Source organism: Natrinema sp. LN54, from assembly GCF_052439245.1.
Taxonomy (GTDB): Archaea; Halobacteriota; Halobacteria; order Halobacteriales; family Natrialbaceae; genus Natrinema; species Natrinema versiforme_A.
On record NZ_JBQVRP010000006.1, the window covers coordinates 182,514 to 208,052 of the forward strand.

25 protein-coding genes are annotated in these 25,539 nt (G+C 65.8%); 9 read left to right on the plus strand and 16 right to left on the minus strand.

The genetic code is table 11. The features are described from left to right. Window positions 1-11: 11 nt before the first annotated feature. The 4 genes from ACT4ML_RS18000 to pyrB all read right to left on the minus strand — a co-directional run bounded on the left by ACT4ML_RS18000 (window position 12) and on the right by pyrB (window position 4,111). Complete coding sequence (locus ACT4ML_RS18000; RefSeq protein WP_444722101.1) at window positions 12-1,319, minus strand: hypothetical protein; 1,308 nt, start codon at window positions 1,317-1,319, stop codon at window positions 12-14. Between the two features lie 268 nt (window positions 1,320-1,587). Beyond that, the gene (locus ACT4ML_RS18005) at window positions 1,588-2,433 is read right to left on the minus strand and encodes a hypothetical protein (protein WP_444722102.1); all 846 of its coding nucleotides are present in this window, start codon (window positions 2,431-2,433) and stop codon (window positions 1,588-1,590) included. A 252-nt stretch (window positions 2,434-2,685) separates the two neighbouring features. Beyond that, the gene (gene pyrI, locus ACT4ML_RS18010; protein WP_444722103.1) at window positions 2,686-3,174 is read right to left on the minus strand and encodes an aspartate carbamoyltransferase regulatory subunit; all 489 of its coding nucleotides are present in this window, start codon (window positions 3,172-3,174) and stop codon (window positions 2,686-2,688) included. Continuing rightward, entirely contained in the window at window positions 3,167-4,111 is a 945-nt protein-coding gene (gene pyrB / locus ACT4ML_RS18015) for an aspartate carbamoyltransferase (protein WP_444722104.1), read from the minus strand. Before pyrB ends, pyrI begins: the two co-directional genes overlap by 8 nt. A gap of 167 nt (window positions 4,112-4,278) precedes the next feature. Here pyrB and ACT4ML_RS18020 point away from each other — a divergent pair, with 167 nt between their 5' ends. Further along, the gene (locus ACT4ML_RS18020) at window positions 4,279-4,905 is read left to right on the plus strand and encodes an RAD55 family ATPase (RefSeq protein WP_138245385.1); all 627 of its coding nucleotides are present in this window, start codon (window positions 4,279-4,281) and stop codon (window positions 4,903-4,905) included. Between the two features lie 30 nt (window positions 4,906-4,935). On the opposite strand, the gene ACT4ML_RS18025 is transcribed toward ACT4ML_RS18020, so the two are convergent. Both ACT4ML_RS18025 and ACT4ML_RS18030 read right to left on the minus strand, forming a co-directional pair. Beyond that, complete coding sequence (locus ACT4ML_RS18025; protein WP_444722105.1) at window positions 4,936-5,931, minus strand: hypothetical protein; 996 nt, start codon at window positions 5,929-5,931, stop codon at window positions 4,936-4,938. 90 nt (window positions 5,932-6,021) lie between these two features. Further along, a complete protein-coding gene (locus ACT4ML_RS18030) occupies window positions 6,022-6,987 on the minus strand; it encodes an FKBP-type peptidyl-prolyl cis-trans isomerase (protein ID WP_138245387.1) in 966 nt (321 codons plus the stop codon). An 88-nt stretch (window positions 6,988-7,075) separates the two neighbouring features. Between ACT4ML_RS18030 and cyaB the strand changes: the two genes are divergently transcribed. From cyaB to ACT4ML_RS18055, 5 genes are all read left to right on the plus strand, one after another. Next, window positions 7,076-7,618 (plus strand): class IV adenylate cyclase, encoded by a 543-nt coding sequence (gene cyaB, locus ACT4ML_RS18035; RefSeq protein ID WP_444722106.1) that lies wholly within the window; start codon window positions 7,076-7,078, stop codon window positions 7,616-7,618. A 104-nt stretch (window positions 7,619-7,722) separates the two neighbouring features. Beyond that, window positions 7,723-8,928 carry a methionine adenosyltransferase gene (locus tag ACT4ML_RS18040; protein WP_444722107.1) on the plus strand — a complete coding sequence of 402 codons (1,206 nt, stop codon included), beginning with the start codon at window positions 7,723-7,725 and terminating at the stop codon, window positions 8,926-8,928. Window positions 8,929-9,095: 167 nt separating this feature from the next. Next, window positions 9,096-10,355: an MFS transporter gene (locus ACT4ML_RS18045; RefSeq protein ID WP_444722108.1), complete on the plus strand. Its 1,260-nt coding sequence runs from the start codon at window positions 9,096-9,098 to the stop codon at window positions 10,353-10,355. Between the two features lie 82 nt (window positions 10,356-10,437). Beyond that, window positions 10,438-11,616 carry a tRNA sulfurtransferase gene (locus tag ACT4ML_RS18050; RefSeq protein WP_444722109.1) on the plus strand — a complete coding sequence of 393 codons (1,179 nt, stop codon included), beginning with the start codon at window positions 10,438-10,440 and terminating at the stop codon, window positions 11,614-11,616. A gap of 281 nt (window positions 11,617-11,897) precedes the next feature. Next, window positions 11,898-12,530, plus strand: coding sequence for a DUF5804 family protein (locus ACT4ML_RS18055; protein WP_444722110.1), 633 nt, complete (start codon window positions 11,898-11,900; stop codon window positions 12,528-12,530). Window positions 12,531-12,554: 24 nt separating this feature from the next. Here the strand turns inward: ACT4ML_RS18055 and ACT4ML_RS18060 are convergent, their stop codons facing one another. Beyond that, entirely contained in the window at window positions 12,555-13,244 is a 690-nt protein-coding gene (locus ACT4ML_RS18060) for a hypothetical protein (protein WP_444722111.1), read from the minus strand. A gap of 97 nt (window positions 13,245-13,341) precedes the next feature. After that, complete coding sequence (locus ACT4ML_RS18065) at window positions 13,342-14,325, minus strand: PLP-dependent cysteine synthase family protein (protein ID WP_444722112.1); 984 nt, start codon at window positions 14,323-14,325, stop codon at window positions 13,342-13,344. Between the two features lie 226 nt (window positions 14,326-14,551). Between ACT4ML_RS18065 and ACT4ML_RS18070 the strand changes: the two genes are divergently transcribed. Then, window positions 14,552-14,926 (plus strand): TlpA family protein disulfide reductase, encoded by a 375-nt coding sequence (locus tag ACT4ML_RS18070; protein WP_444722113.1) that lies wholly within the window; start codon window positions 14,552-14,554, stop codon window positions 14,924-14,926. An 87-nt stretch (window positions 14,927-15,013) separates the two neighbouring features. Here the strand turns inward: ACT4ML_RS18070 and ACT4ML_RS18075 are convergent, their stop codons facing one another. The 4 genes from ACT4ML_RS18075 to ACT4ML_RS18090 form a co-directional block, all read right to left on the minus strand. Next, window positions 15,014-17,197, minus strand: a complete 2,184-nt coding sequence (locus ACT4ML_RS18075; RefSeq protein ID WP_444722114.1) for a thioredoxin domain-containing protein — start codon at window positions 17,195-17,197, stop codon at window positions 15,014-15,016. Between the two features lie 225 nt (window positions 17,198-17,422). Beyond that, window positions 17,423-17,962 (minus strand): dihydrofolate reductase, encoded by a 540-nt coding sequence (locus ACT4ML_RS18080; protein ID WP_444722115.1) that lies wholly within the window; start codon window positions 17,960-17,962, stop codon window positions 17,423-17,425. Beyond that, window positions 17,959-18,975, minus strand: coding sequence for a thymidylate synthase (gene thyA, locus ACT4ML_RS18085; RefSeq protein WP_444722116.1), 1,017 nt, complete (start codon window positions 18,973-18,975; stop codon window positions 17,959-17,961). The genes ACT4ML_RS18080 and thyA overlap by 4 nt, the downstream gene beginning before the upstream one ends. A 26-nt stretch (window positions 18,976-19,001) precedes the next feature. Then, window positions 19,002-19,130 carry a hypothetical protein gene (locus tag ACT4ML_RS18090; RefSeq protein ID WP_444722117.1) on the minus strand — a complete coding sequence of 43 codons (129 nt, stop codon included), beginning with the start codon at window positions 19,128-19,130 and terminating at the stop codon, window positions 19,002-19,004. 384 nt (window positions 19,131-19,514) lie between these two features. Here ACT4ML_RS18090 and ACT4ML_RS18095 point away from each other — a divergent pair, with 384 nt between their 5' ends. Together ACT4ML_RS18095 and purD are read left to right on the plus strand one after the other, a co-directional pair. Beyond that, complete coding sequence (locus tag ACT4ML_RS18095) at window positions 19,515-19,724, plus strand: hypothetical protein (protein ID WP_444722118.1); 210 nt, start codon at window positions 19,515-19,517, stop codon at window positions 19,722-19,724. 457 nt (window positions 19,725-20,181) lie between these two features. Further along, window positions 20,182-21,474, plus strand: a complete 1,293-nt coding sequence (purD, locus tag ACT4ML_RS18100; RefSeq protein ID WP_444722119.1) for a phosphoribosylamine--glycine ligase — start codon at window positions 20,182-20,184, stop codon at window positions 21,472-21,474. Between the two features lie 65 nt (window positions 21,475-21,539). Here purD and ACT4ML_RS18105 read toward each other — a convergent pair whose 3' ends face one another. The 4 genes from ACT4ML_RS18105 to ACT4ML_RS18120 all read right to left on the minus strand — a co-directional run bounded on the left by ACT4ML_RS18105 (window position 21,540) and on the right by ACT4ML_RS18120 (window position 25,232). Next, a complete protein-coding gene (locus ACT4ML_RS18105) occupies window positions 21,540-22,898 on the minus strand; it encodes an aminotransferase class III-fold pyridoxal phosphate-dependent enzyme (protein WP_444722120.1) in 1,359 nt (452 codons plus the stop codon). Between the two features lie 41 nt (window positions 22,899-22,939). After that, the gene (locus ACT4ML_RS18110) at window positions 22,940-24,238 is read right to left on the minus strand and encodes an MgtC/SapB family protein (protein ID WP_444722121.1); all 1,299 of its coding nucleotides are present in this window, start codon (window positions 24,236-24,238) and stop codon (window positions 22,940-22,942) included. 117 nt (window positions 24,239-24,355) lie between these two features. Further along, window positions 24,356-24,631: a PadR family transcriptional regulator gene (locus ACT4ML_RS18115; RefSeq protein ID WP_444722122.1), complete on the minus strand. Its 276-nt coding sequence runs from the start codon at window positions 24,629-24,631 to the stop codon at window positions 24,356-24,358. A 454-nt stretch (window positions 24,632-25,085) separates the two neighbouring features. Beyond that, a complete protein-coding gene (locus tag ACT4ML_RS18120; protein ID WP_006429946.1) occupies window positions 25,086-25,232 on the minus strand; it encodes a hypothetical protein in 147 nt (48 codons plus the stop codon). Between the last annotated feature and the right edge of the window lie 307 nt (window positions 25,233-25,539).

The following is a 25,539-nucleotide window of genomic DNA, read 5'->3' on the forward strand; positions in this document are numbered from 1 at the left end:
TGAGACGGGGATCACTCCTGATTCGTGCGCTCCTCGTCGGTGCGGCCGCCGTCGTTCGACTGGGGCTGCTCGGACGTGATGTCCGTTTCTTCCATGGCGCGCCGTTCGGGCGGGCCCGTCTCGCCACGATTCCGGTCGCGATCGGTCGCCTCGGAGTCGCGGCGCTGGGTGCCCTGTGCGGGCGACTGCCCGCCGCGTTGCTGGGCGTCCCGCGTGGCCGGTCGGTTCCGTTCGCCACCCTCCTGCCGGTCGGTCTCGATCCGCTGTGAGTACTGATCGCGCAGCCGTCCCTGATCGGTCTGTCCCGGAGCGGACTGGGTTCGAGTCGTCGGCTGGTCGTACTCTCGGCCGCGTCGAGACTGGTCGCCAGTTTGAGACGGCCCGCTCTGCTGGCTCGAGCCCCGTGGCGTCCCGGACTGCGGCTGTGATCCCTGCGGCTGCGTCTGCCGTCCCTGCTGGTGGCCCTGCTCGAACTGGCCGGAGGGCGACGCTCGCTGGGAGTCGCGCTGTGACCGGGAACCACCGTGTTGGGACTGGCGGCCGCCCTGCTGGGACTGCTGTCCGAACTGCTGGGAGTCGTCCCCTCGAGAGTGAGCGGGCGCGGCGGTCATCGGCTGTTGCTCGTAGCCGGTCGCACCGGCGGATTCGCCGCCGTACTCGTCCGGCGAGACCCACTCCCCGGTTTGTTGGAACTCGCGGGGCTGCTGTGACTGCTGGGACCGGGATTGGCCGCTCGATCCCTGCTGGCCGCCCATCTGTGCGTGCGACTGCTGCGGTTGCGACTGTGTGTGCGGTTGCGTTCGCGGTCCCTGCCCGCTCATCTGTCGGCCGCTGCGTTGCTGACTCCCCATCTGTTGGCCGCCGGGCTGGTGGCTCCCCATCTGCTGGCCGCCCATCCCGCCGCTCTGACCGCGCTGGCTCATCCCCTGCTCGGTCGTCCGAGACTGACCGCTCATCTGCTCTCCCATCCCCTGCATTCGACTCCCCATCTGGTTCATCTGGGGCTGTGCGGCGGCCTGCATGCCCCGTTCCATCACCTGCTCCATCTCCGGCATGACGGCCTCCATCCCTTGGAGATAGCTCTCCATCATCGACTCGGTGAACTGCGGGCCCGGCGCGTTCTCGAGCATCGATTTCGTCATCTCGAGGCCCTGTTGCTGGGCGGTCTCTTGCCACTCGAGCGCGCTCAGCGTCATCCGGGCCATGTTGCGCTGGAGATCAATCAGTTGCTCCATGGCCTGCTGGCTCTGGTTCATCGTCGATTCCGCCATCCGCTCCGTGTCCGTCTCGGTGGACTGCTGGGTCTGTCGGTCTCTCATCTGTGTCACCTGAGGATCCGCGGCCGGCGTCGTCGATCCTCGGTCACGACAGAGAGCGACCGAGACGCAAATAAAGGTCGTCGTCAGTTGCAACCGATCGCTCGAGCCCAATCGCCCGTAACCGGCGGTCGCTGCCGGGGGCCGCGGCCCGGCGAGGCGACCGCGCTATCGCCGAGTAATCGGCGATAAGATCGCTGTACACCGACGTAATATCCGCTTAGGAACAGTTTCGCGGACTGAGAACCTTCGTCAGATCGGCGGGTCGCGTTCAGCCGTCCGCGCCGGAGTCCGGTTTGCCGTGTGTCACGCCGTCGCGTTCGTCGGCTCGCATCCGGCGCAGCGCCGCGCGCCCGTTGCTCGCCTCGTAGCCGAAGAAGACCCCGTTGGCGTACTCCTGGGCGACTTCGACCGCGTGAATTAGGTTGTCGACGTCGACGTTGACCGCGTACAACTCGATATCGAACGGCGTCTCGAGCGCGCTCTCGAATCCCTTCGCGATCGTCTCGAGCCAGTAGGTCGTGCCGTAGGCCGTGTCGTACAGCGGCACGACGAACTCGTCGACGTACTCCTCGATCGCCTCGAGGTCGATCCCGGCGCGCTCGTAGAGGTGGCCGGGGTAGGGATCGGGGTAGAGCGTCATGTAGACCGTTCCGGGGATGCGGTCGGCGGCTTCGGCGACGAACTCGGTGATGACGCCGGCCCGCCACTCCATGCGGTCGTCGTACTCGCTCCGTTCGAACTCGCGCTCGCAGACGCCACAGCGGCAGTACTCCGCGCGGGGGAAGCCGATGTCGTCGAGGCGCACGTCCTCGTTTGCGGCGACGCAGTCGTCGATGATCTCGAAGAGACCCTCCCGATAGTCCTCTCGGGAAGGGCAGATATAGGCCCAGTCGAAGTACGATCGCTCGCGGTCGGCCGGCCGGCCCATATCGTCGACGGGGAGCAGCGACGGGTCGGCGTCGGCGGCGGCGTTGTCGCCGAAACAGGAGACCATGTTCACCCCGTCTTCGATCGGTTCGGCGGACCGGCCGGTCACGTCTTTGACCTCGTAGAAGCCGCGGTCGAACTCCGGCCACCGTACTTCTTCGGCGTTACGAGTGACGACGCCGTACATAGCTCAGTGTACGCCGCCGTCCCCGTAAGCCGTTCGGAATCGAGCGCTACTCTTCGGTCGGTTCGAAGTCGACTTCGACGTCCGACGAGCCGCCGAAGGCGACCTTGTAGAGGACGGCGATGACGAACAGGGCGAGTACGACTTTGACGGTACGTGACATGTACGAGTGGAGAATGCGTCGGCAAACACTTAGCTATTCTGGATAGTCGTCCCGACGTGAAAATCCGACCTCGAGCGCCGCGCTCATCCGACTCAGGTATCGATCAACGACGCGATCTCCTCGCGGACGATCGTCTCGCAGTACGAGCAGCGAACGCCGTCCTCGAGCACCGAAAACCGCGAGGTCACGGGCTCGTCGCCGGTCGTGATACAGCCGGCGTTGGGACAGGAGAGCACGCCCTCGACGACGTCGGGCCGTTCGACGCGGTGTTTCTCGACGACGTCGTAGTTCCGGACGATGTTGATCGTCGCGTCGGGCGCGATCAGCGAGAGGACGTCGACCTCGTCCTGGCTGAGTTCGCGGCCCTCGACCTTGACGATGTCCTTGCGCGCGAACCGGTCGGAGGGGACGTTCATCCCGACCGAAACCTCTTCACCGTTGGTGCCGTCGATGCCCAGAATCGCGAGGACGTTCAGCGCCTGTCCACCGCGGACGTGATCGATGACGGTGCCGTCACGGATCTTGCTGACGCGCAGTTCGTGGTCGGCATTGCCGTCGTGGTGGTCGTGTTCGTCATTCATCGCCATCACCCCAGATTCCCTTGTCGTCGCTCAACAGGAGGTCGAGCAGCGCCATCCGGACCGGGACGCCGTTGTGCGCCTGTTCGAAGTAGGCCGCGTGATCGGTCTCGTCGATCTCGGGCGCGATCTCGTCGACGCGGGGCAGCGGGTGCATCACCGTCAGGTCGTCGCTCGCGGCCTCGAGCGTGTCGGCGTCGATCTGGTACTCGCCGGCGATCTTCTGGTACTCGTTCTCGTCGGGGAACCGCTCGCGCTGGATCCGGGTGACGTAGAGCACGTCGAGCGAGGGCAGGATCTCCTCGAGGGAGTCGTGTTCGCGGATTCCCGCGCCCTCCTGTTGCTGGTGGAGGTCGTAGACGACTTCCCGTGGCAGCTGCAGGCTCTCCGGGCTGATGAAGTGCTGGCGGGTGTCGAAGTTCGTCAGCGCGTAGGCCAGCGAGTGGACGGTCCGGCCGTACTTCAGGTCGCCCATGATGCCGATCGTCAGATCGTCCAGTCCGGCGTTTTCCCGGATCGTGTAGAGGTCGAGCATCGTCTGGGTCGGGTGATGTCCCGCCCCGTCGCCCGCGTTCAGCAGCGGTACGTCGACGAACTCGCTGGCCATCGTCGCCGCGCCCTGCTTGGGATGGCGCACGACGAGCGCGTCGGCGTAGCCCTCGATGACTCGGACGGTATCGGCGAGCGTTTCCCCCTTCTTCACGCTCGAGGAATCGACTGGCCCCATGTCGACGACATCGCCACCGAGGCGCTTCATGGCGGTTTCGAAGCTCATCTTCGTCCGCGTGCTCGGCTCGAAAAAGAGCAGGCCCAGCAGCGTCTCCGCGTGCCGGTCGGCGACGGTCGACGGATCGTCGTCGATCTCGGCCGCGTGGTCGAGGATGTTCTCGATGTTCCCCCGAGAGAGTTGTTTGCTCGTGATGAGGTGATCGTGGCGCATTCGTTCGTGTAGGCTGTGGCGTGCCCCTTGAATCTCTCCATTCGATGATGCCCCAGGGCAGACCGAAGCCGAACCGTGGATCGACGCCCGCAACGCCCCGTGGTATCAGTGTCCGTGAACGTAAGGCAAAGAGTTATACAGGCACTACAGCAATTGATCACAATTGTATGGTCGGTCGGCTAGAGACGGGGATCGACGTGCTCGATCGGAAACTCGACGGGGGGCTTCCGCCGGGGTGTATCGTCGCGTACACCGCGGAGCCGGCCAGTCAGTCCGAACTCCTCCTCTACGAACTCACGGCCGCACGCGGAACGCTCTACCTCTCGACGGAACGCTCCGACGACGCCGTCCGCCACGCCATCGAGACCTCTCCGTCCTCGGTCGGCAGCCCGACGGTCAGACACGTCACCAGCGACGACCCGCTCGAGGAGGCGACCCGGCTCATCGGCGCGCTCCCGGACGGTGCCAACCTCATCATCGACACGATGGACGTCCTCGAGCGGGCCGACACGGACGAGTACGTCACCTTCCTCAACGAACTCAAAACGAAGATGCTCGAGACCGGCAGCATCGCCGTCCTCCACTGTCTGAAAGCCGACGACGAACCCGAAAACCGGTCCCGGACCTACCACGCCGCCGACGCCGTCTTCGATCTTCGGACCGCGATCGCCGGCACCGAACTCGAGAACCACCTGACGATTCCGAAGTTCCGCGGCGGGAGCCAGCCGACCGACGCGATCAAACTCGAGCTCACGGAGGAAGTGGCGATCGACACGAGCCGCGACATCGCGTGAGTCGCGGCGTCACGGGTCGCTCGCCGCCGGTCACACCTCCTGTTCCGGCGTCGTAAACGGCGTGATGGCGGCGGTCCGTTCGGTGACCGTCGCCGTCCGCAGGATGTACGCAAAGAGCGTCGTGAGCGGCAAGACGCCGACCGCCACGGCGATCGGAAAGACGACCGCGCGGACCGGCCGCCCGAACGGCGGCCCCGTCGCCGCGGTCATCACGAACAGCGCGGCGATCGCAGTGCCGATTGCGGGGATCCCGGCGTAGAACAGGTACCGCGAGAGGCGGGAGAGTTCGACCTGCAGGTAGACGGATTTGAAGTACTGTCTGGCGATGTCCATCTCCCGCAATCGATTCAGCAGGTCGTCGATCGCCTCGTCCGTGTCCGCGGACAGCTCGTCGCCGTATGTGCGCCGGAACTCCTCGAGTCGCTGTATCTCGTGAGCGAAGTTCGTCTCGAGCATCGTCGAGAGCGTGTTGAAGATCCCGGCGTCGGACTCCTCGACGAGCCCGTCGATCCGGTCGAACTCGTTCGTGAGGTCCGTGACGATCTCGTCGACTTCGTCGCGGCCGTCCGCCGAGAGGTCGTCGATCGCCGTTCCGCCGAGTCGCTGGGCGTCCCGGCGCGCGCTCTCGACGACGAGGCGGAGAAACCCCGACGGCTCCGCCGGCGCGGTCCGGTTCGACACCGCTTCGACCTCCTCGCGGTAGTCGACGGTGTCCTCGATTTCGGACTCGAGTTCGCCCGGCGACTGCAACTCCTGTGAGAGCAACAGCTGATTGATCGAGACGACGACGGTAATCAGCGTGAAGTTGCCCGAGACCAAGCCGCTGAACGCGTAGAACAGCGGCTGGCCGTTCGCGATCGGAGCGACGCCGGCGGTCGAGAGGGCGACGTACGTGATCCCGAACGCGGCCGCGACGGCGGCGGCGATCACGAACCGGTCGCCGTCGAGGAGTAGCCACTGTTTGAGCCGAGCGGTCGCAGTGTCTGACACCGGCTTCGCCTCGTCCTCGCTCGTCGAGCCGACCATCGCGGACGCTCGGAGCGTACAGGTTCGCGGGCGAAAAAGTCGATCCGCGCAGGTTCCGGTCGCCGGCCGTGCCGTCGACCGCAGGTCGCGTTACTCCTCTGCGCCTTCGAGTTCGTCGACGATCTCGTCGGCATCGACGTCGGCGTCCTCGAGGGCTTCCTCGATGTCGCCGCCGCCCATACCGCCCATGCCGCCCATCATACCGCCCATGCCCATGCCGCCCATGCCGTCGATGACTTCCTGGACGATGACGCGGTCGACGCCGACCTTCTCGATGATGTCCTGGCCGATCTGCTGTTTGCCCATCATCCACTGCTGGTTCATGGTCATCTGAGGCGTGGCCTCGAGATAGAGCGTCTCCTTCTCGACGGTTTCGGTCTCGAACTCGGGCTCTGCGTCCTCGTCGTCCTCGTCGGGTTCGACGGGGACCTCTTCCTCGACTTCGTCCGTCTCGATCCAGAGCTCGGGCTCCATCCCGAGGTACATCTCGAAGAGGCCGGCGGCCTGCTGTTCGCGGTCGTCGACCTCCTCGGTGACGGTGTACTCGTACTCGACGTCCTCGCCGGCCAGCGGGTGGTTGAAGTCGACGCGGGCGCGGCCGCCGATGATCGTACTGATGTAGCCCTGCTCGCCCTCGATCGTGACGTTCGCGCCGGGGTAGCGGTCGTCCTCGTCGATCTTCTCGGCGCTGACGGTCTGGACGTCGTCCGGGTCGTACTCGCCGAAGGCGTCCTCGGCGGCGATCGTCACGGTGCCGGAGTCGCCGGGTTCGGAGCCGATGATGGACTCCTCGACGCCCTCGAAGATGTGGCCCTCACCGAGGACGATCGTTCGCGGCTTGAACTCCTGTCCCTGGTCGTCGACGCCCTCTTCCTCGGCGACTTCGGGGTCGGTCGTGTCGACCAGCTGTTCGTCTTCGGTGGTGTACGCCGTGTATTCGAGTTCGACGAAATCGCCCTCCTGAAGCCCCTCGGCTCCGTCGGCTGCGTCCTCGCTTACTTCTTCATCGACGTCATCGGCCTGCTCCTCGAGCTCGGCCTCTTGTTCCTCGGTCATACGTGGTACGTCCGGCCGTCTACATTTAAGTACCGCGTTTTCGAGCGAGAGCGACCGATACTTACGACCGCCGTCCGTCCACCCGCCCATGTACGAGGTCGAAGTGAAGGTCCCCGCCGATCTCGCGGTCGTCCGGGACCGTCTCGCGGCGCTCGAGGCGACGCCCGAGGGCGCGGTCGTGCAGGTCGACACCTACTACGACGCGCCCCATCGGGAGTTCGCCGAGACCGACGAGGCGCTGCGGATCCGCTCGGAGCGGCCCGAGGACGGCGACGCCGAGACCCGCGTCACCTACAAGGGGCCGCTCGTCGACGACGAGTCGAAGACCCGCGAGGAGGTCGAGACGAGCGTTGCGGACCGCGAGAAGACTGACGCGATCCTGACGAACCTCGGCTTCGAGGCCGCCGCGACGGTCCGAAAAGAGCGCGAGCGGTTCTCGCTCGCGGGCTACACCGTCACCCTCGATTCGGTCGACGACGTCGGCGAGTACGTCGAGGTCGAGACCGAGGTCGAGGACGAGTCGGACCTCGAGGCGGCTCGAGACGGAGCCTACGATGTCCTCGAGCGATTGGACCTCGATCCGGACGACCAGCTCAGGACCTCGTATCTCGGCCTGCTGCTCGAGTCTTGAGTCCAGTCCCGCGCGGCAGCCGTCGTGTCGAATAACCTGCAAGCATTTTATGGGGCGTATCTGTTTCCGCAAGTTATAGGACTCCGCTCCGTCAAGTCCCGGCAATGAGCGAGCGGAACATCCGAATCGAGTCTATCGATCGGCAAGCGGTCGAGGATCAGGAGGTCGAAATCGTCGAGCGAAAGGGGATCGGACACCCCGACTCCATCTGCGACGGGATCGCCGAGAGCGTCGCGGGAGCGCTCGCCCGCGAGTACTTGGACCGCGTCGGCGAGGTGCTGCACTTCAACACCGACGAGACGCAACTCGTCGCGGGCGAGGCCGCGCCCGCCTTCGGCGGCGGCGAGGTCATCGATCCCATCTATCTGCTGATCGTCGGCCGCGCGACCAAACACTACGAGGGCCAGACCATCCCCGCCGAGACCATCGCGCTGCGGGCCGCCCGCGAGTACCTCGAGGCGAACATTCCCCAGCTCACCGTCGGCGAGGACATCGTCGTCGATGTCAAACTCGGCGAGGGCAGCGGCGACCTCCAGGAGGTCTTCGGCGAGGACGAAGTCAGCGTCCCGATGGCCAACGACACCAGTTTCGGCGTCGGCCACGCGCCGCTGACCGAGACCGAACAGATCGTCCTCGAGGCCGAGCGCCGACTGAACGGCGAGTACGCCGAGGAAAACCCGGAACTCGGCCCGGACGTGAAGCTCATGGGCAAGCGCGAGGGCGACGAGATCGACGTCACCGTCGCGGCGGCGATGGTCGACGAGCACGTCGCCGATCTCGACGAGTACGTCGAAGCCGTCGAGTCCGTTCGCGAGTTCGTCGACGGCGTCGCGCGCGAGCACACCGACCGCGCGGTCGACGTGCACGTCAACACGGCCGACGACTACGACGAGGGCTCGATCTATCTCACGGTCACGGGCACCTCCGCCGAGCAGGGCGACGACGGCTCCGTCGGCCGGGGCAACCGTGCGAACGGGCTCATCACACCCAACCGCTCGATGTCGATGGAAGCGACGAGCGGCAAGAACCCGGTCAACCACATCGGGAAGATCTACAACCTGCTCTCGACGGAGATCGCCGAGGGCGTCGTGAGCGAGGTCGACGGTATCCGCGACCTGCGCGTGCGACTCCTCTCCCAGATCGGCCGGCCGATCGATCAGCCCCACGTCGCCGACGTGCAGGTCGTCACCGACGAGGGCGTCGCGGTCTCGGACGTCGAGGACGACGTCGAAGCGATCGTCGACCGCGAACTCGCGGACGTGACCGAGATCACGCGCAGCGTGATCGAGGGCGAACTGTCGACGTTCTGAACCGCTGTTTTTCTACGCACACGTCGCTTCCTCGAGACTCGAGACGGGTCCGGGTCCGATCCGGTACCGCGAGTCGATGGTCGAAACCGGCATAGCGAGTGTGCCGCCCGAATACTCAAGAACGCATCCGGTGTACCGGGTTACGAATCGAAACGAAGTGACCGCCAGTGGCAGACTCGAGTTCCGAATCGACCGCCCGTCCCGTCGTCTACGCCGTCGTCGCGAGTACCTTCTTCGTCGGCTTCGGCGGCGGCGTCGTCTTCCCGATCCTGCCGAACCTCGGCGAGGTGCTGGGGATCTCGGCGTTTCTGGTCGGCGTCATCCTCTCGGCGAACCGCTGGACCCGGCTGGTCGCGAACGGGCCGGCCGGCGTGTTGGTCGACCGAATTGGGACACGAAAACCGTTCGTCGCCGGGTTGGCGATCGAGGGGCTCGCGACCTTCGGCTACGTCGTCGCGATCGAGTCCGCGATGCCGGAGGTCTGGTTCATCGTCGCGCGGATCATGTGGGGGATCGGGAGTTCGCTCGTGTTCGCGACGGCGTACACGATCACCGCCGATGTCAGCGAGGCCACCACGCGGGGAACGAGCATGGGCATCGTGCGGGCCGGGATCACCTTCGGCTTCCCCGCCGGCATGGTACTGGGCGGGATCGTCAGCGAACTCCGGGGGAACGTGACCGCGTTCGTGCTCGCGGCCTCCTTTGCCGCCCTCGCGAGCGTCATCGCCTTCTTCATCGTCCCCGAGACCCACGTCGAGTCGGCCGACTCGTCGATCAAACCGTGGGACCTCGAGACGACGCTGCCCGCGCTCACCGTCGGACTGGTCAACTTCGGGCTCTACTTCGCGTACATCGGCGTGCTCTTCTCGACGCTCGTCCTGTACCTCGAGGTCGAGTCGCTGACCCTCTCGCTCGAGTTCGCGGGCTACGGCATCGACTACGGCGAACAGGGGACGTCCGGACTGCTGATGGCAGTGTCGGCCCTCTCCGGCGCGGTCTTTACCGTCTCCGGCGGGAAGATCAGCGACGCCGTCGGCGCGCGCATGCCCGTTCTCCTCGCCTTCCTCGCGACCAGCTGTGCCGGGTTCGTCGTCCTCACGGTCGCGCCCTCCTTCGGTGCCGTCGTCCTCGCCTGCGGGCTGATCGGCGCGGGACAGGGTGGCGTCGGCGGCCCGCTGACGGCTCTGCTCGCGGATCTCACGCCGGAGGATCGCATGGGCAGGGCGATGGGGACGAACAACATCTTCGGCGACGTGGGCGGCGGTCTCGGACCGCTGATATCCTTGCCGTTCGCCAACACGGTCGGGTTCGACGTGCTGTACGCCCTCAGCGCGGTCGTCCCGCTAGTGGCCGGCGTCGTTCTCGTCGCCGGCATCTACAGCTACACGGGGCGTCTGAGTCCGACGGTCGAGGAATCAGTCGTCTAATCGTCAGAGGGACGTTCCGCGGCGGCTCGAACCGATACCGTCCTCGTAACCCCCTTATAGCCGCGGCCGTCTATCACAGTTCATGCACCCGCCGGGAGCCGACACGGTCCTCATCCGTCACGGGGACCTCAACACCAAGAGCAACACCGTCAAGCGGTACATGGAGGGGCTCCTCGTCGAGAACCTCGAGGCCCTCCTCGCGGCGCGGTCGGTTCCCGGCGAGGTCGAGCGCCGGTGGAACCGGCCGCTGATCCACACGGACCCAGAGGCCGTCGAGGATGCGACCGCGGCCGCGGCGGACACCTTCGGCGTCGTCTCCGCCAGCCCCGCCCTGACCGTCAGCACCGAGAAGGCGCGGATCCTCGAGGTACTCGAGGAGACCGCCCGCGAGCACTACGACGGCGGGACGTTCGCGGTCGACGCCCGCCGCTCGGACAAGAGTCTGCCCTACGACAGCGAGGAGTTGGCCCGCGAGGCCGGGACCGCGATCTGGGAGACCGTCGAAGACGAGTTCGAGCCCGAAGTCGACCTCGACGATCCCGACCTGACCTTCGGCGTCGAAGTCCGCGAGGACATCGCCTTCGTCTACCTCGAGCAGGTCGAGGGCCCGGGCGGGCTCCCGCTCGGCTCCCAGGAGCCGGTCATCGCGCTGGTCAGCGGCGGCATCGACTCGCCGGTCGCGGCCTACGAGATGATGAAACGCGGCAGCCCGGTCGTCCCGGCCTACGTCGATCTCGGCGACTACGGCGGGATCGACCACGAGGCCCGCGCGATGGAGACGGTTCGACTCCTCTCGGAGTACGCGCCGAACTTCGACATGCAGGTCTACAGAATTCCGGGCGGCGAGACCATCGACCTCCTCGTCCGGGAGATGGAACAGGGCCGCATGCTCTCGCTGCGGCGCTTTTTCTACCGCGCCGCCGAATCGCTCGCCGACCGCGTCGACGCCAACGGCATCGTCACCGGCGAGGCCGCCGGCCAGAAGTCGAGCCAGACGATCCGGAACCTCGGCGTCACCAGCCGCGCGACCCGGCTCCCGATCCACCGCCCGCTGCTGACTCGAGACAAACAGTACATCGTCGCTCAGGCCCGCGAAATCGGTACTTACACCGACTCGACGATGGACGCCGGCTGCAACCGCGTCACCCCCGATCAGGTCGAAACCAACGCCCGGCTGAAACCGCTGCTCGAGGCCGAGCCGGACGACCTGCTCGAGCGCGCCGAAGCGGCCGCAAAGCGGGCGGAACTCGTCGAACCCTAACACTGTGACTCACCCGTGTCCCCGCTGCTCGTCGCTGACTCAGCTAGCCACCGCCGGGTGGGACTGAAAGGGGCTGGCTCTCTCGAGGAAGACGGGCGACGCGAGCACTGTCCGAACGCAGTGAGGACAGCGCACGGCGAGCCCCTCGACTCGAGAGAGACAGGGGCTTTCAATGCGGTCGCGATTCCGGAGAGAGCCGCGTTGTGGCTACCGTCCGATCTATCGGGAATCCCATCTAGAAGCCGAAACCGACATTACACCGTCGCTCCCACCACAATATAGTGACCCGCGTCTGTCTCATCGGCGAGGCCGGGACCAACCTCCAGTACGAACTGCTCTCCCGCGAGACGGCTCGCGAGGCGCTGGCGACGTACGACTTAGCGCGGCCGTTCGAGAACTCGCTCGCCGTCCGTACCGTCAGCGTCGGCGCTGCCGTCTCGCTGCTGAACGACCTCAACTGGTATCTGACTCGATTCGTCGACGAGGCGCTCGTACAGGAGCCCAGCATTAGCGACGACGAGTGGCTCTCGCGGCCGCTGGCCAAAGCGCTCCGAAACGGCGATATCGAACCCGCAGCGACGGCCGAATTCTGCAAGATCTACGGCCTCGAGCGAGTCGAGCCGGAATCCGCGTCGCCCGACGATGTCGGGGCCGCCGACTCGAGTCCGGACACTGGCTCCGGTCCGAACGCGGCTGCCGGGACCGAGAACGAGGTCGACGGTGGGACGGCTGGGACGGCAGCTTCCGGTGACGACTCGAGCGAGGCCGAGCGATCGGCCGTCACAGCGCCGACGTATCGCCTCGTCGAGCCGCTGTACGTCCGCCGAACCGACGGCGAGATGCCCGAGTACGATCTCCGAGACGTCGAGGACACCCTCGTCGTCCGGCTGACCGAGGCGGAATACGCGCCGTAACTCGCCGCTCAGCAACCGTTCGCGTTACTCGCCGTCCGAGTCGCTGTCCGCGGAACTGTCGGTTTCGTTCGCGCTCTCGTCGTCGGCCGTGCCGTCGCTCTCGCTCGTGCTTTCTGACACGCTCTCGCTGGCTACCGCGATCCCGTTGGCCTGTCCGTGTCGGTCCGTGATACTGACCGAGAGCTTCGACAGCGGCTCGGACTCGAAGGTCGCCCGAACGAGCCGGCCGACGGTCGTCTCCTGTGTGGCACAGGCCTCCGTCTCGTCGGACGTCTCCTGCACTGCCGCCCTGAGCGCGAGCGCGTCGTCGTTCTCCTCGCTCTCGTCGATCCCGATCGACTCGAGGACCATCTCGTGACACGGGGAGGGTGCGCCGGCCTCGAGTCGGGCTAGCACCGACACCTCGAAGTCGGTGTCCTCGATGAAGTCGGTCAGCGACTCGGGTGGGGAGTCTCGCACGTCGAGCCAGTCGTCGGCCGCGTCGCGGTCGCGGAGCAACTCGGCGCTCGGCGATGTCGTCCGGTCCGGGGACTGGAAGGGCTGAGTTTCGTAACTGGCCAGCGCGTCGGGGAGGTCGTTGGTTTCGCCGTCCTCGGGATCGCCGGTTCCGTCGTCGGGCGACCCTTCGTCCTCATCACCGGTGAGACAGCCGGCCGACAGCGCGATCAGCGACGCCGTTCCGCCTAATACCGCTCGTCTGGAGGGGCATGTCATCTGACATGAGTGTAGGGGGCAACGGGTAAAAGGGATTCGGATAGGTGAAAGAGCGCTTTTCGTTGCGGCGGGCCGACAGATCGTCAGCCCACTCGGCTCAGTCGAAAAGGCCGGTCGAGAGGTAGCGCTCGCCGCTGTCCCAGAAGACGGTGACGACGAGCGGGCAGTCGTCGGCCGCTCGTCCGCCGTCCGTTTCGGGAGAGGCCGGCTCCGTCCCCTCGTCGAACGCGGTCGGGACCTCCGGACACTCGAGGTCCGGTTCGGCGATCTCCCGGGCGATGCGCTGGGAGACGAGACTCGTCGCACCGCTCGACTGGCCCACGAGGACCCCCTCGTCGCGGGCGAGGCGACGGCACTCCGCTTCCGCGTCCTCGAGTTTCACGGTCTCGACGCGGTCGATGAGATCGAGATCGAGGTTGTCGCTGACGAAGCCGGGGCCCATCCCCTGGAACTCGTCCTTGCCGGACTCGCCGGTCGAGAGGACGGCGTTTCTGGCCGGTTCGACCGCGACGATCTCCATTTCGGGGAACTCCTCGCGGAGCCGCCGACCGATCCCCGAAATCGTGCCGCCGGTGCCGACGCCGGCGACGAAGGCGTCGATCTCGCGGCCGTCGACCTGCTCGAGGATTTCGGGGCCGGTCGTCTTGTAGTGGGCTTCGGGGTTCGCGGGGTTCTCGAACTGACCGAGTTGGATCGCGCCCTCGGCCTCGAACGCTTCGGCGCGGGCGCGGGCGTCTTCCATGTCGCCGTCGACTAACTCGAGGTCCGCGCCGTAGGCGGCCATGACCTGCCGACGCTCCTTCGATTTGTCCGAGGGCATGACGATCGTCAGGTCGTAACCGCGGGCGGCCGCGACGAGCGCGAGGCCGATGCCGGTGTTGCCGCTCGTGGGTTCGACGAGCCAGTCGCCGGGTTCGATCAGGCCGTCGCGTTCCGCGGCCCGAACCATCTCGCGGGCCGGCCGGTCCTTGGCCGAGCCGCCGGGGTTGAACGATTCGATCTTGGCAGCGATCGTTGCACCCTCCGGCGAGTCGACCTGGACGAGCGGCGACCCGATGGTGTCCAGGATGCTCCCTTTCATTGGCCAGCCATTGGTAGTCGAGACGTATACTGTTTGCTGTAACGAGTTACACGAAGTCGGCAGTGTCGTCTGCGGTCTCTTCGAAGCGAGACCGGGGACCGCAAACACCTCGAAAGTCCCACCCGGCGGTGGATGGTCGGCCGGCTACGAGAGAGCGGGTAGCCACTCGAGCGAAGGGGCCGTCGGAAACACCGCGGTTAAGCCCGCCGAGACGTAACCCGTGCGTATGAGTCTCGAGACCATGCGGCCGAACCCCACGTGGGACGCGGCGTCCTACGAGGAAGCGGTCGACACGCTCGCAGCGCACAACGACGAACTGGTGTACAAGGTCTGGGGCGGCGACTGGTGTAAGGACTGTCGCGCCCTGCTCCCCGATTTCGGCGCGGCGCTCGAGGCGGCCGAAGTCCCCGACGACCGGATCGAGGAGGTCGACATCGATCAGGACAAGCAGGGGCCGGGCGTCGAGGCGTACGACATCGAGTACATCCCGACGATCGTCGTCGAAAACGATGCGGGCGAAGAGCTCACCCGCTTCGTCGAGGAAGAAGCCGTGCCACCGGCGGTCTGGATCGCCGAGCAACTCGAGAGAGAACTGGCGTAACTCCCGTTTTCGGGATCGGATCGCGGTATCTATCCTTTCCACATTCGGCGGCCGTCCCGCCGCGGAGCGGATCGATTCAGCGACGGCTTAGAACGGACTCCCCGATTCCTCGGCTGAGGACCCGCTCGAGCCCTCGACTGCCGCGTTCTCGCCCAGCCACTCGAGCGCCTCGGTCACCTCGTGGGTCGGCGGCGAACACGTCCGATCGCGACAGACGTACAGCGTCGGCTCGCCGTCGCGGGCCTCGCGGCCGGCCCAGATCGGCGGGGCGTCGTCGAGCCCCAGCGTCTCGAGCCAGTCGTCGAGGCCCGCCTCGGTCGGCGGCCGCAGCGCGAACAGCCGGTCGGGCACGTACCGCGACGCGAACTGCTCGCGCCACTCGGTCGGGAGGGCGTCGGCGGCGACCGTCACCTCGAGCGCGCCGGCCGCGAGCCGGTCGGCCGCGAGACAGAGCGTCGCGTGCTCGAGCGCGTTCGACTCGAGTTTGTTCGCGTGGGTCTCGAGGACGGTCGCGGCGATGTCCTCGAAGTCTTCGGCAGCGAACTCGTCGAGGGCGAGCAGGGCTTCGACCGCCACGCCGGTCGCGGAGGGCGTCGACTGGTCGCCGAGTTCCTGCGGCCGGGTGACCAGCGACTCCCCGCTCTCGGGCGTGAAGTAGAGCGTGCCGCGGTCCGCGTCCCAGAACTCGGCCTCGATGACGCGGGCCAACTCGAGTGCGAACGCGAGGTGGTCGACCTCGCCGGTGGCCTGATAGCAGTCTAATGCGGCCCGCGCGAGGAAGGCGTAGTCCTCGAGATAGCCGTCGACCTTGACGTCTCCGTCTTTGTAGCGCCGCGAAAGCCGCTGTTCGTCCTCGTTCCAGAGCCGATCGCGGACGAACTCGAGGGCGTCGACGGCGGTTTCAGCGTAGTCGTCCTCGCCCAGTACGAGCGCCGCCTCGGCGTAGGTCGAGATCATCAGCCCGTTCCAGCCCGCCAGGACCTTCTCGTCGCGATCGGGCCGGGGCCGTTCCTCGCGGGCCTCGAACAGCGTCTGGCGGGCCGAGTCGAGCCGTTTCAGGATCTCGCTCTCCTCGAGGTCGAACTGACCGGCGAGTTCGGACACTTTGGCCACGCGGTTGGGCTGGTTCCGCCCCTCGAAGTTCCCCGACTCCGAGATGTCGTAGCGCGCACAGAAGAGCGCGGCGTCGGTCTCGTCGTCGAGCGCCTCGTGTACTTCCTCGGGCGTCCAGACGTAGAACGCCCCCTCCTCGCGCTCGCCGGTCTCGGGCGATTCGCTCTGGGCGTCGAGGGTACTGAAGAAGCCGCCCTCGTCGTGGGTCAGTTCGCGATCGACGAACTCGAGGGTCTCGGAGACGACGGTGGCATAGCGGTCTTCGCCCGTCAACTGATAGCCCGAGAGGAACGCCCGCGGGATCTCGGCGTTGTCGTACAGCATCTTCTCGAAGTGGGGCACCGTCCAGTCCCGATCGACGCAGTACCGATGGAACCCGCCGCCGACGTGGTCGTAGAGCCCGCCCGCGGCCATCGCGTCCAGCGTCTCCTCGAACACCTCGCGGTACTCCTCGCGCCCGGTGCGGTCGTACGCCCGGGCGAGCACCCTGAGACGCGAGGGCTGTGGGAACTTCTGGCCGGAGCCGAACCCGCCGTGCTGACGGTCGGCGCTCCGGAGAACGACGTCGGCGGCCGTCTCGAGCACGTCGCTCGAGGGCGGCTCCCCACCGGCCCCCGCGGCGTCTGGAGTCTCCTCGAGTTGATCCTTCGCCGCGTCGGTCCACTGCTCGGCGCGGTTCTCCATCTCGGCGCGGTCCTCCTCGCTCTCCCACGAGTCACTGATCCGCTCACAGAGGTCGAGGAATCCGGGCTGGCCCTGCTTGCCCTCCCGCGGGAAGTAGGTCCCGACGAAAAACGGCTTCCCTTCGGGGGTGAGCCACGCCGAGAGCGGCCAGCCGCCCCGGCCGGTCACGAGCTGGCAGACGGTCATGTAGATGCTGTCGACGTCCGGGCGCTCCTCGCGGTCGACCTTGATCGGGACGAAGTTCTCGTTGAGGACCTCGGCGACCGCCTCGTCCTCGAAGCTCTCGTCTTCCATCACGTGACACCAGTGACACGCCGAGTAGCCGATCGAGAGGAAGATGGGCACGTCGCGTTCCTTCGCGGCCGCTAAGGCCTCCTCGTCCCACGGCTGCCAGTTGACGGGGTTGTCCGCGTGCTGGCGCAGATACGGACTCTCCTCGTCCTCGAGCCGGTTGCGCCGGGTCGGGTCGGTCATGGACGGTCCTACGGCCGGCGCGGCTAAAAGACACAGGTGATCCGGAGCCGGCTGTTCGATCCGCGTTTCGCTCGAGTCCGCGAAACCGAGCCGCGACGAGGTGCCGGTGAAGTCTACCGGGTGGTAGTTTTCGCCGAACACGACGACCCGCCGCCCCCGTCCTGAGCGGTCACCCCCTCCGTTCCCCGGAATCAGTGACCGCAGTTGTCGGCACGGATCGTTCGGTTACCGCTCGCGGACGAACTCCGCGAACGCGAACCCGTCGCGTTCGTCTCGAGCCGTCTCCGTCCACGCCGCCCGATCCCAGTCGGGGAAGTAGGTATCGCCATCGGGCGCGTCGTGGATTTCCGTCAGGACCAGCCGATCGACCGCGGGGAGGAACTGCTCGTAGACGGTCGCGCCGCCGGCGACGAAGAGTCGGCCGACATCACCGTGGCGCTCTCGAGCGGCCGTCTCGGCCGCGTCGACGGCGTCCTCGAGATCGTGTGCCACCACGGCGTTGTCCGGCGTCTCGAGGTCGAGACTCGTCAGAACGATCGTCGTCCGACCGGGCAGCGGTTCGCCCAGCGTCTCGAGGATGCCCTCGTAGGTCACCCGGCCCATGATGACGGGGTGGTCCGTCGTCGTCTCCTTGAAGTGCTGCAGATCGGCGGGGACGTGCCACGGCATGTCGCCGTCGGCCCCGATGACGCCGTTGTCGGCGACGGCGGCGATGGCCACGAGTTCGCGGTCGGTCGCCGGAATCCGGCTTCGATCCTCGCTCATTCGGCCACCGAAAACTCGAGTCCGTCGTGTGACTCGTAGTCCCGAAGCTCGACGTCGTCGGAGGAGAGTTCGTCGATCGAAACGTCCGCCACCTCGAGGGTCGGGCGTTCGAGCGGGTCTCGGGAGAGTTGCTCGAGCAGGCCGGGGACGTGATCGAGGCGCTCGTCGCCCTCGGCTTCGTCGGGCGCTTCGGACTCGAGCCACTCCCGAATCTCGAGGTACTCCTCGCGGTCGTCCACGTCGGCGAGTTTCGATTGGAGCGTCTCGAGGTTGTCGGCGTACCAGTCGCCGCGGTCGCCGCGACCGCAGTAGACGTGCGTGTCGACGACGGTGTGGGCGAAGGTGCCCGGTTCGAAGCCGGTCTGCTGGGCGATCACTTTCGTCAGCAGCGCGTAGGCCGCGATGTTGAACGGAATGCCGAGTGCGGTATCCCCCGAGCGCTGGGTCAGATGGCAGTTCAGCCGGTCGCCCTGGACGTTGAAGACGAAGGAGTAGTGACAGGGCGGCAGCGTCGAGACGGCGGCGTTGGCGGGGTGCCACGCGTTGACCACGAGCCGTCGCGAGTTCGGCGAATCCGAGAGCGTGTCGATGACGTACTGCAGTTGATCGAAGGTTTTCCGGCCGTCTGCCTCCTCGGTGACCCACTGTTGGGTCTCGTCGGGCCAGGACTCGCCCTCGAGTCGGGCGTCCCCGTCCGGGACCGGGAACCGACGCCAGAAGCGGCCGTACGCGGTATCCAGTAGTCCTTCCTCGTCGGCCCACGCGTCCCAGATTTTGGTCTCTTCCCGAAGGTTCCGGATGTGCTCCTCGCCGGAGAGATACCAGCAGACCTCGTGGAGCATCGAGTTCCAGCGGTAGCCGTCCATCTCCTTGGTGGTGAGCAGTGGATACCCCTCCTGGAGGTCGACCTCGTAGTGCTCGCTGAACGACGAAATCGTGTCGACGCCGGTCCGGTTGGGCTTGTGGGTGCCCTCGGAGAGGACCGTGTCGACGAGATCGAGATACTGTTGCATTGTCGCCCCGTTTCGCATGCTCGTTCTTAGTCGTTGAGTTTTGAGACTAGTTCCTCCCGCGATCGGTCCTCCGACTTGCGAATCGCGTTCCGTAGCTCTTCGGCTTCCGTTTCGGAGAGGGTCCCTGCGAGCTCGAGCAGTGTTCCGTGGTTCATGTCCTTGCGTATGTCCGAACCGTGCTTAACTGTTGGACCAGTTTCGCGGGCAGTATCGGCTACTGTATACTATTCCGTGAATCCCGACATAACGAAATTCTACCCCACGGCTTGTCCCGCAAGCCGATGCGGATGGGACTGAAAAGAGCCATCATGGTGATTACGACCGTTTCGACGATGTTTCCGTGTGATCTGAACGCGACCGTCTTCCAGAGAATCGACGACTACGGTTGCATTCACTTCCACTCTGGGGACGTGCTGCGTTAGTCGGCGCTCGAGGCCCACCTCCGCGACGGAGAGTACGGCAGGGATCCGCGGCCGCCGCTGTTTCACAGCTAAAATAAGATCAATAGGTTAACATCTGTGCAGGAACGAGTACGGGATATGCCCGCCCTTGAAACCGCACTCCTCGAGCGGGTCGGTGCCCGAATTATCCGGATTCTCATAAGCGCTTTCGCCGGCTATCTCGCGATTCGCGTCGTCGACGGATTCTTCGCCCAGTTAGCTGCGGTCGTTGTCTTCGCCGTCGCGCTCACCGCACCGTGGGAACTCGTAAATCACCTCAGAGGAAGCGACTCGGACGACCGTGAGTGACATCGTCGAGTTCGAGAAAGACGAGTTACGGAGCAGTATCGACGGGTTCGCACTCGAAGCCCGCATCCGAGGAGCACGGTGAGATCGGCGGCGTCGCTGCCGTTCGATCCGACTATCAAAAGAACTATTATTTTCATCCAACACGACTGTACTATGTCTGCGTTCCGATCTGTGTCAATCGAGAGGGACCCCGACCGAATTTACAAGGCCCTCACAGCCGGAGCGGCGGTGTCTCTTTCGCTGGGTGTAACGGATAGTGCGTTCGGTGCCGTCGTGACCACTGCACTCTTGCTCACCGGATTCAGTATCCTCTGGTCAGTCGGAACGCAAATCGCTGACTGATCACCGACCACGAGTTCGTGAGCCATCGATATTTCCGATACGCCCCCACAATCGTGCATAGGTTCGCCTCGAGGAAAGAGCAACGCTTACAGGTTCGTGCGTTCCGCTATCGACCATGCGAGAGAACGTCCTATTGATCGGGGGTGGCGGCCGCGAGCACGCCATCGCCCGCGCGCTCGCGGACAGCGAGGCAGACCTCTACGCCTGTGCCGGCAACCGAAATCCCGGCATCGCCCGCATCGCGTCCGGGTTCGAGACGCTCGAGACGACCAACCCGACGGCGGTCGTCGAGTACGCCGAGGAAATCGACGCGACGATCGCCGTCATCGGCCCGGAAGCGCCCCTCGAGGCCGGCGTCGCGGACGAACTCGAGGCCGCGGGCGTCTACCCGTTCGGCCCGAAGGAAGCAGACGCCCGAATCGAGACGGACAAGGCCTTCCAGCGCCGGTTCATGGCGGAGAACGATATCCCGGGCTGTCCGGACTTCGAGACCTTCGACGACATGGAGGCCGCCTGTGACTTCATCGACGAGTACGACGGCGACCTCGCGATCAAGCCCGCCGGGCTGACCGGCGGCAAGGGCGTCAAGGTCATCGGCGATCAGGTCACCGCCGAGGAGGGCAAGGAGTACATCCGCGAGTCCGACTACGACCGGATCGTCCTCGAGGAACGGCTGATCGGCGAGGAGTTCACGATCCAGGCGTTCGTCGCCAACGGCGAGTTCCGGACTGCGCCTGCAGTGCAGGACCACAAGCGCGCCTACGAAGGCGACGAGGGGCCGAACACGGGCGGGATGGGCAGCTACTCCGACGCGACGAACGAGCTGCCGTTCATGACCGAATCCGACTACGACGAGGCCGTCGAGATCATCGAGGCGACCGTCGACGCCCTCGAGGACTACCGGGGTATCCTCTACGGCCAGTTCATGCTGACCGAGACCGGTCCCCGCGTCGTCGAGTTCAACGCCCGTTTCGGCGACCCCGAGGCGATGAACACGCTGCCGGTCCTCGAGACCGACTTCCTCGAGATCCTGACCGCCGCCCGCGACGGTAACGCGCCGCCGGCACTCGAGTTCGCCGAGCAGGCGACGGTCTGTAAGTACGCCGTGCCGGACGGCTACCCGACCGATCCGGAGTCGGGTGCGAAGGTCCAAGTCGATGAAGAGAGCGCGGGAGAGGCCCTCCTCTACTATGCCAGTGTAGACGAACGCGACGACGGGATCTACACGACCACCTCGCGGTCGTTCGCGCTGGTCGGCGTCGCCGACTCGATCGACGAGGCCGAGGAGATCGCCGAGGACGCGCTCGCGGTCGCCGGCGAGGAGGGACTGCGCGTACGCCACGACATCGGCACAGCCGACCTCATCCAGCGCCGGATCGACCACATGGCGGAACTCCGCGGCGAGTAACGGCCCGATCGACCGAGCCGCGTCGGAAACAATGCGTTCGAGCCCGCGATCGACGATTTCGATTTCTATGCAGAGTGTTCCGCCGCGACGTCTGCGATCGTCTCGAGCAGCAGTCGCGACCCGAGTTCGATCTCGCGCTCGGTGACGTCGAGCGGCGGCAGCAATCGCAGCGTCTTGTAGCCGCAGCCGAGGGTCAACAGGCCGCGGCGGAACGCGCCCTCGAGGACCGCGTCGCGACGCTCTTTGGTATCGAATTCGACGGCGAGCATGAGTCCGCGACCGCGGACCGCAACCGCGCCGGGCGCGTCGCCGTCCGCGATGGCGTCCTCGAGTCGCGCGCGGAAGTGCTCGCCGCGCTCGCGGACGTTCGCGAGCAGGTCGTCCTCGTGGATGGTATCGATGGTGAGCACGCCCTGCATGGCCGCGATGAGATCGCCCGCGCCCCACGTCGAGGAGAGACGGCTCTTCTCTTGCGGGAAGACATCAGAGCGCGAAATCGTCGCGCCCACGCGCAGACCCTTCCCGCTCGTGATGACGTCCGGCGTGAGATCGAGGTGGTCGACGGCCCACAGCTCGCCCGTCCGTCCGATCCCCGACTGGATCTCGTCGGCGATGATTCGGAGGCCGTACCGCTCGCGGAGCGCCTCGAGGTCGCGGGCGAAGTCGGGATGGGCGACCCGGTAGCCGCCCTCGCCCTGGATCGGCTCGAGGATGAGGTAGGCGACCTCGGCAGAATCGATGACGCCGCGCTCGGGGTGGAGGGCATCGGCGACGACGTTCCCGCCGGGCCCGTCGGTTCGCCAGCGGGTTTCGTAGGCCTCGTCGGTCGCGGGATAGGGGACGCTGACAACGCCCGGAATTTCCGGGTAGCCGCTGCGGTGGACGGCTTTCGAGCGGTTGAGCGAGAGCGCGCCGAGCGTTCGGCCGTGGAACGCGCCGTCGAAGGTAACGGCGCGGTGGCCGCCCGCGGCGTAGCAGATCTTGATGGCGTTCTCGACGGCCTCCGCGCCGGAGTTCGAGAGGAAGACCCGGTCCATGTCGTAGTGCTCTGTCATCGCGACCAGCCGGTCCATCAACTGTGTCGGGCCGGGGAACTCGGGGTCCTCGGGTCGGCCGCCGCCGCTGACGTAGAAGTCCTGCCCGGCGATCTTCAGCGGGTCGACGAGGTCGAACTCGCGGAGTTTCTCCCGGATCGTCGGATTGTTGTAACCGAGCGGCGCGGCCGCGACGTGGCTCGTGAAATCCAGCAAGACGTTGCCGTCGACGTCGGTACAGAACGGGCCGACCGCCTCACCGCCGGCGTCCCAGACGAACTCGTAGACGTACGTGCTCGGGGCGGCGAACCGGTGGTGGTAGTCGACCCACTCGCTCGCCCGTTCGCCGGGAATCGCGTCCACCTGCGGTTCGACCGTTGCTCGGTCCATACGATCCCTTCGGCCGCCGGCGGCTAAAACTACTCGACGCCCTAGATGACGATGAGAATCGACGCGATAGCCCCGCCCAACAGCAGAATCGTGCTGTAGGCAGCGACCCGGTTCCGGAAGCCGTCGTTCGTCGAGGTCGCCGCCAGCAGCGCCTTGACCACGATGCTCGAGACCGTCGCGAGCAGGATGGCGATCGTCGCCTCGGCCGGGCTCAACTGGCCGCCGCGGTAGAGGACGACCGCCGAGGTCGTCGCGCCGGCGCTCGAGACGAAGCCGCTGGCGACGGCCGTCGCGTAGAAGCCGAGGGTTCCGAACCACGTCTCGGCCAGCGAACCGAAGACGAGGACGGCGAGGAAGACGGCCCCGAACGCGAGGGCGTTCTTCAGCGAGAACGGGCTCTCGAGTTCCATCGGACCGGACTCGCTCCAGTCGGCGGTGAGCGCGGCGACGGCGAACGCCAGCAGGATGACGGCACCGAGCGGGACGACGGCCTCGATCAGGATGTCGCTCCCGCTGCCGGCCGTGAAGCCGACCGCGATCGCGAGGTTGCGGGCGGCCATAGCGGCGTTCGCGAGCAAGATCGCGGCGACGGCGTAGGAGGACGCTTCGGGCCGCTGGTTGACGTGATCGAGCATCGTCCCGACGACGGCCGTCGAGGAGGCCAGCCCGCCGAAGAAGCCGGTGATCGCGATGCCCCGGCCGCCGTAGGTCGAGACGATCGCGTAGTTCGCGATGCCGATGCCCGCCACGGCGACGACCATCAGCCAGATGACCTGGGGCTCGAGCGGGATGGTGATGCCCGCGATTTCTGGCTCGTAGGTCGCGGGGAGGATCGGGTAGATGACGAACGCGAGGATGGCGAACTCCGTGGTCGAGCGCATCTCCTCGCGGGAGAGTCCCCACGCGAACTCGTGGAGTTCCCGCTTCAAGATTAGGAGCAGCGACGAGAGGACGGCGACCGTGACTCCCTCGATGATGAACCCGACGGCGACCAGCGAGCCGACGCCGTAGGCGACGAGCATCGACACCGAGGTCGTCAGCGAGAGGCCGGTTTCCGCCGGATCGTCCTCGGTGAGCCCCTGGACGGCGAGCAGGACACCCTGAACGATGACGAGCAGTCCGCCCAGTAAGAGGAGGCTCTCTCCGACGCCACCCTCGTTGACGAGTACCGTAAAGACCGCACCGAGCAGGCTAATCAGGGAGAACGTCCGAATCCCGGCGGACTTCTGGGACCACTCGCGCTCGAGCCCGAGGAACATCCCCAGCGCGCTCGCGAGGGCGAGCCGGACGACCGTCTCCTCGAGGGGCGGATCGGTGAGTTGCAGCGCGACCTCGTTCACTGCTGATCATTTGCCGTGATTGCATATAAGCGACGTGCCGGGAGATCGGAGAGCGGTAGCGATCGCTGCAGGGGGCCAGTGACGTGACGGAATCGAGTCTCCGACGAGCGGGACGCGCTACAGATCGACGTACTGGGTCTCCCACTCGCGGCGCGCCTCGAGTTCGCGGCGGCCGCGGCGGGTGAGCGTATAGAAGTTCGTCCGCCGGTCGCGCCGGCCCTTTTCGACGAGCCCCTTGTCGACGAGGGTGTCGAGGTTGGGATAGAGCCGCCCGTGGTGGATCTCCTTCTCGTAGTAGTTCTCAAGTTCCTCTTTGATCGCCAGTCCGTGGGGCTCATCCTCGCCAGCGATGACGTAGAGTAGGTCACGCTGGAATCCTGTCAGGTCGTACATTGGGAAAGTACCACTCTCACTTACTGTCGAATTTTAATAAGGCTATCGGGTTGTTACGATCGAAAGAGGCCTATTACCAGCGAGGAGTCTCGTTTTCACTGCTCACGATTCATAACACCCGTGACGAATCCCCCGCCGAACCACACATAATGCGCAGTTCATGTTTACAGTTCAGTAGTTACGTTTCGGTACAATTATATTGAACGAGCACGATAGCCAGCGGCTCGAGATCGATCGAGACGATCCACAAGCGTCGCCACTGTGTCGTGTGAGTTCGAAACAGGAAAGCAGATCGCGTGACGGAAAAATGTCACGCGATCGCTTGCCGCCCTGAATTGGTCCCCGCTGACGCTTCGGCCCTCCAAGCGAAGCGTCACGTGGATGATTCCGCTGAGTGTACTTAAATGTAACGACACAGGACAGCCACGAGTCGTGTCGGGTCCGCTCTACGCGATCAGATGTGTTCTTCCTCGAGCACCCAGCCGATCGCGCGCTTGTAGTAGGTGAACATCTCCTCGACGCCGTCGTGGCGCATCTCGTCGCTCTCGAGATGCTCTTTGAGGAACTCGTACTGCTCGCGGATTTCGTCTTCGTCACGCATACCCGTCACTACCGACCGAGAGGGGAAAAAAGTCGTCACGCGGCGGTTCGATCGGCGAGCGAGACCGCAGACGGCTCGCTCGCGGCATTGCTCTCACCGTTTCACTCGAGAACGACCCGGTTTCCGCCGTGGAACGATCGCGAACGGTCGGTCTCACAACGGGACGATCCGCCGATCCGACCACGCGGATCTGACCCGCAGATCCGCCGCTCTGCTCGAGGACGCGAGTAGTCGTTCGACGGCAACTGGTCAGGATCTGCGATACCGAAAAAGGAGGCCGCACAACAGTCAATCTCGAGCGGATACG

Excerpts from the sequence above, each read along its gene's own strand:
- ACT4ML_RS18070 (WP_444722113.1), top strand. The coding sequence starts at position 14,552 with ATGAGTCTCGAGACCATGCGGCCGAACCCCACGTGGGACGCGGCGTCC.
- ACT4ML_RS18005 (WP_444722102.1), bottom strand. The coding sequence starts at position 2,433 with ATGTACGGCGTCGTCACTCGTAACGCCGAAGAAGTACGGTGGCCGGAG.
- thyA (WP_444722116.1), bottom strand. The coding sequence starts at position 18,975 with ATGCAACAGTATCTCGATCTCGTCGACACGGTCCTCTCCGAGGGCACC.
- ACT4ML_RS18050 (WP_444722109.1), top strand. The coding sequence starts at position 10,438 with ATGCACCCGCCGGGAGCCGACACGGTCCTCATCCGTCACGGGGACCTC.
- ACT4ML_RS18120 (WP_006429946.1), bottom strand. The coding sequence starts at position 25,232 with ATGCGTGACGAAGACGAAATCCGCGAGCAGTACGAGTTCCTCAAAGAG.
- pyrI (WP_444722103.1), bottom strand. The coding sequence starts at position 3,174 with ATGAATGACGAACACGACCACCACGACGGCAATGCCGACCACGAACTG.
- ACT4ML_RS18000 (WP_444722101.1), bottom strand. The coding sequence starts at position 1,319 with ATGAGAGACCGACAGACCCAGCAGTCCACCGAGACGGACACGGAGCGG.
- ACT4ML_RS18115 (WP_444722122.1), bottom strand. The coding sequence starts at position 24,631 with ATGTACGACCTGACAGGATTCCAGCGTGACCTACTCTACGTCATCGCT.
- ACT4ML_RS18080 (WP_444722115.1), bottom strand. The coding sequence starts at position 17,962 with ATGAGCGAGGATCGAAGCCGGATTCCGGCGACCGACCGCGAACTCGTG.
- pyrB (WP_444722104.1), bottom strand. The coding sequence starts at position 4,111 with ATGCGCCACGATCACCTCATCACGAGCAAACAACTCTCTCGGGGGAAC.
- ACT4ML_RS18025 (WP_444722105.1), bottom strand. The coding sequence starts at position 5,931 with ATGGTCGGCTCGACGAGCGAGGACGAGGCGAAGCCGGTGTCAGACACT.
- ACT4ML_RS18065 (WP_444722112.1), bottom strand. The coding sequence starts at position 14,325 with ATGAAAGGGAGCATCCTGGACACCATCGGGTCGCCGCTCGTCCAGGTC.
- ACT4ML_RS18090 (WP_444722117.1), bottom strand. The coding sequence starts at position 19,130 with ATGAACCACGGAACACTGCTCGAGCTCGCAGGGACCCTCTCCGAAACG.
- ACT4ML_RS18060 (WP_444722111.1), bottom strand. The coding sequence starts at position 13,244 with ATGACATGCCCCTCCAGACGAGCGGTATTAGGCGGAACGGCGTCGCTG.
- ACT4ML_RS18020 (WP_138245385.1), top strand. The coding sequence starts at position 4,279 with ATGGTCGGTCGGCTAGAGACGGGGATCGACGTGCTCGATCGGAAACTC.
- ACT4ML_RS18040 (WP_444722107.1), top strand. The coding sequence starts at position 7,723 with ATGAGCGAGCGGAACATCCGAATCGAGTCTATCGATCGGCAAGCGGTC.
- ACT4ML_RS18075 (WP_444722114.1), bottom strand. The coding sequence starts at position 17,197 with ATGACCGACCCGACCCGGCGCAACCGGCTCGAGGACGAGGAGAGTCCG.
- cyaB (WP_444722106.1), top strand. The coding sequence starts at position 7,076 with ATGTACGAGGTCGAAGTGAAGGTCCCCGCCGATCTCGCGGTCGTCCGG.
- ACT4ML_RS18105 (WP_444722120.1), bottom strand. The coding sequence starts at position 22,898 with ATGGACCGAGCAACGGTCGAACCGCAGGTGGACGCGATTCCCGGCGAA.
- purD (WP_444722119.1), top strand. The coding sequence starts at position 20,182 with ATGCGAGAGAACGTCCTATTGATCGGGGGTGGCGGCCGCGAGCACGCC.
- ACT4ML_RS18030 (WP_138245387.1), bottom strand. The coding sequence starts at position 6,987 with ATGACCGAGGAACAAGAGGCCGAGCTCGAGGAGCAGGCCGATGACGTC.
- ACT4ML_RS18095 (WP_444722118.1), top strand. The coding sequence starts at position 19,515 with ATGCCCGCCCTTGAAACCGCACTCCTCGAGCGGGTCGGTGCCCGAATT.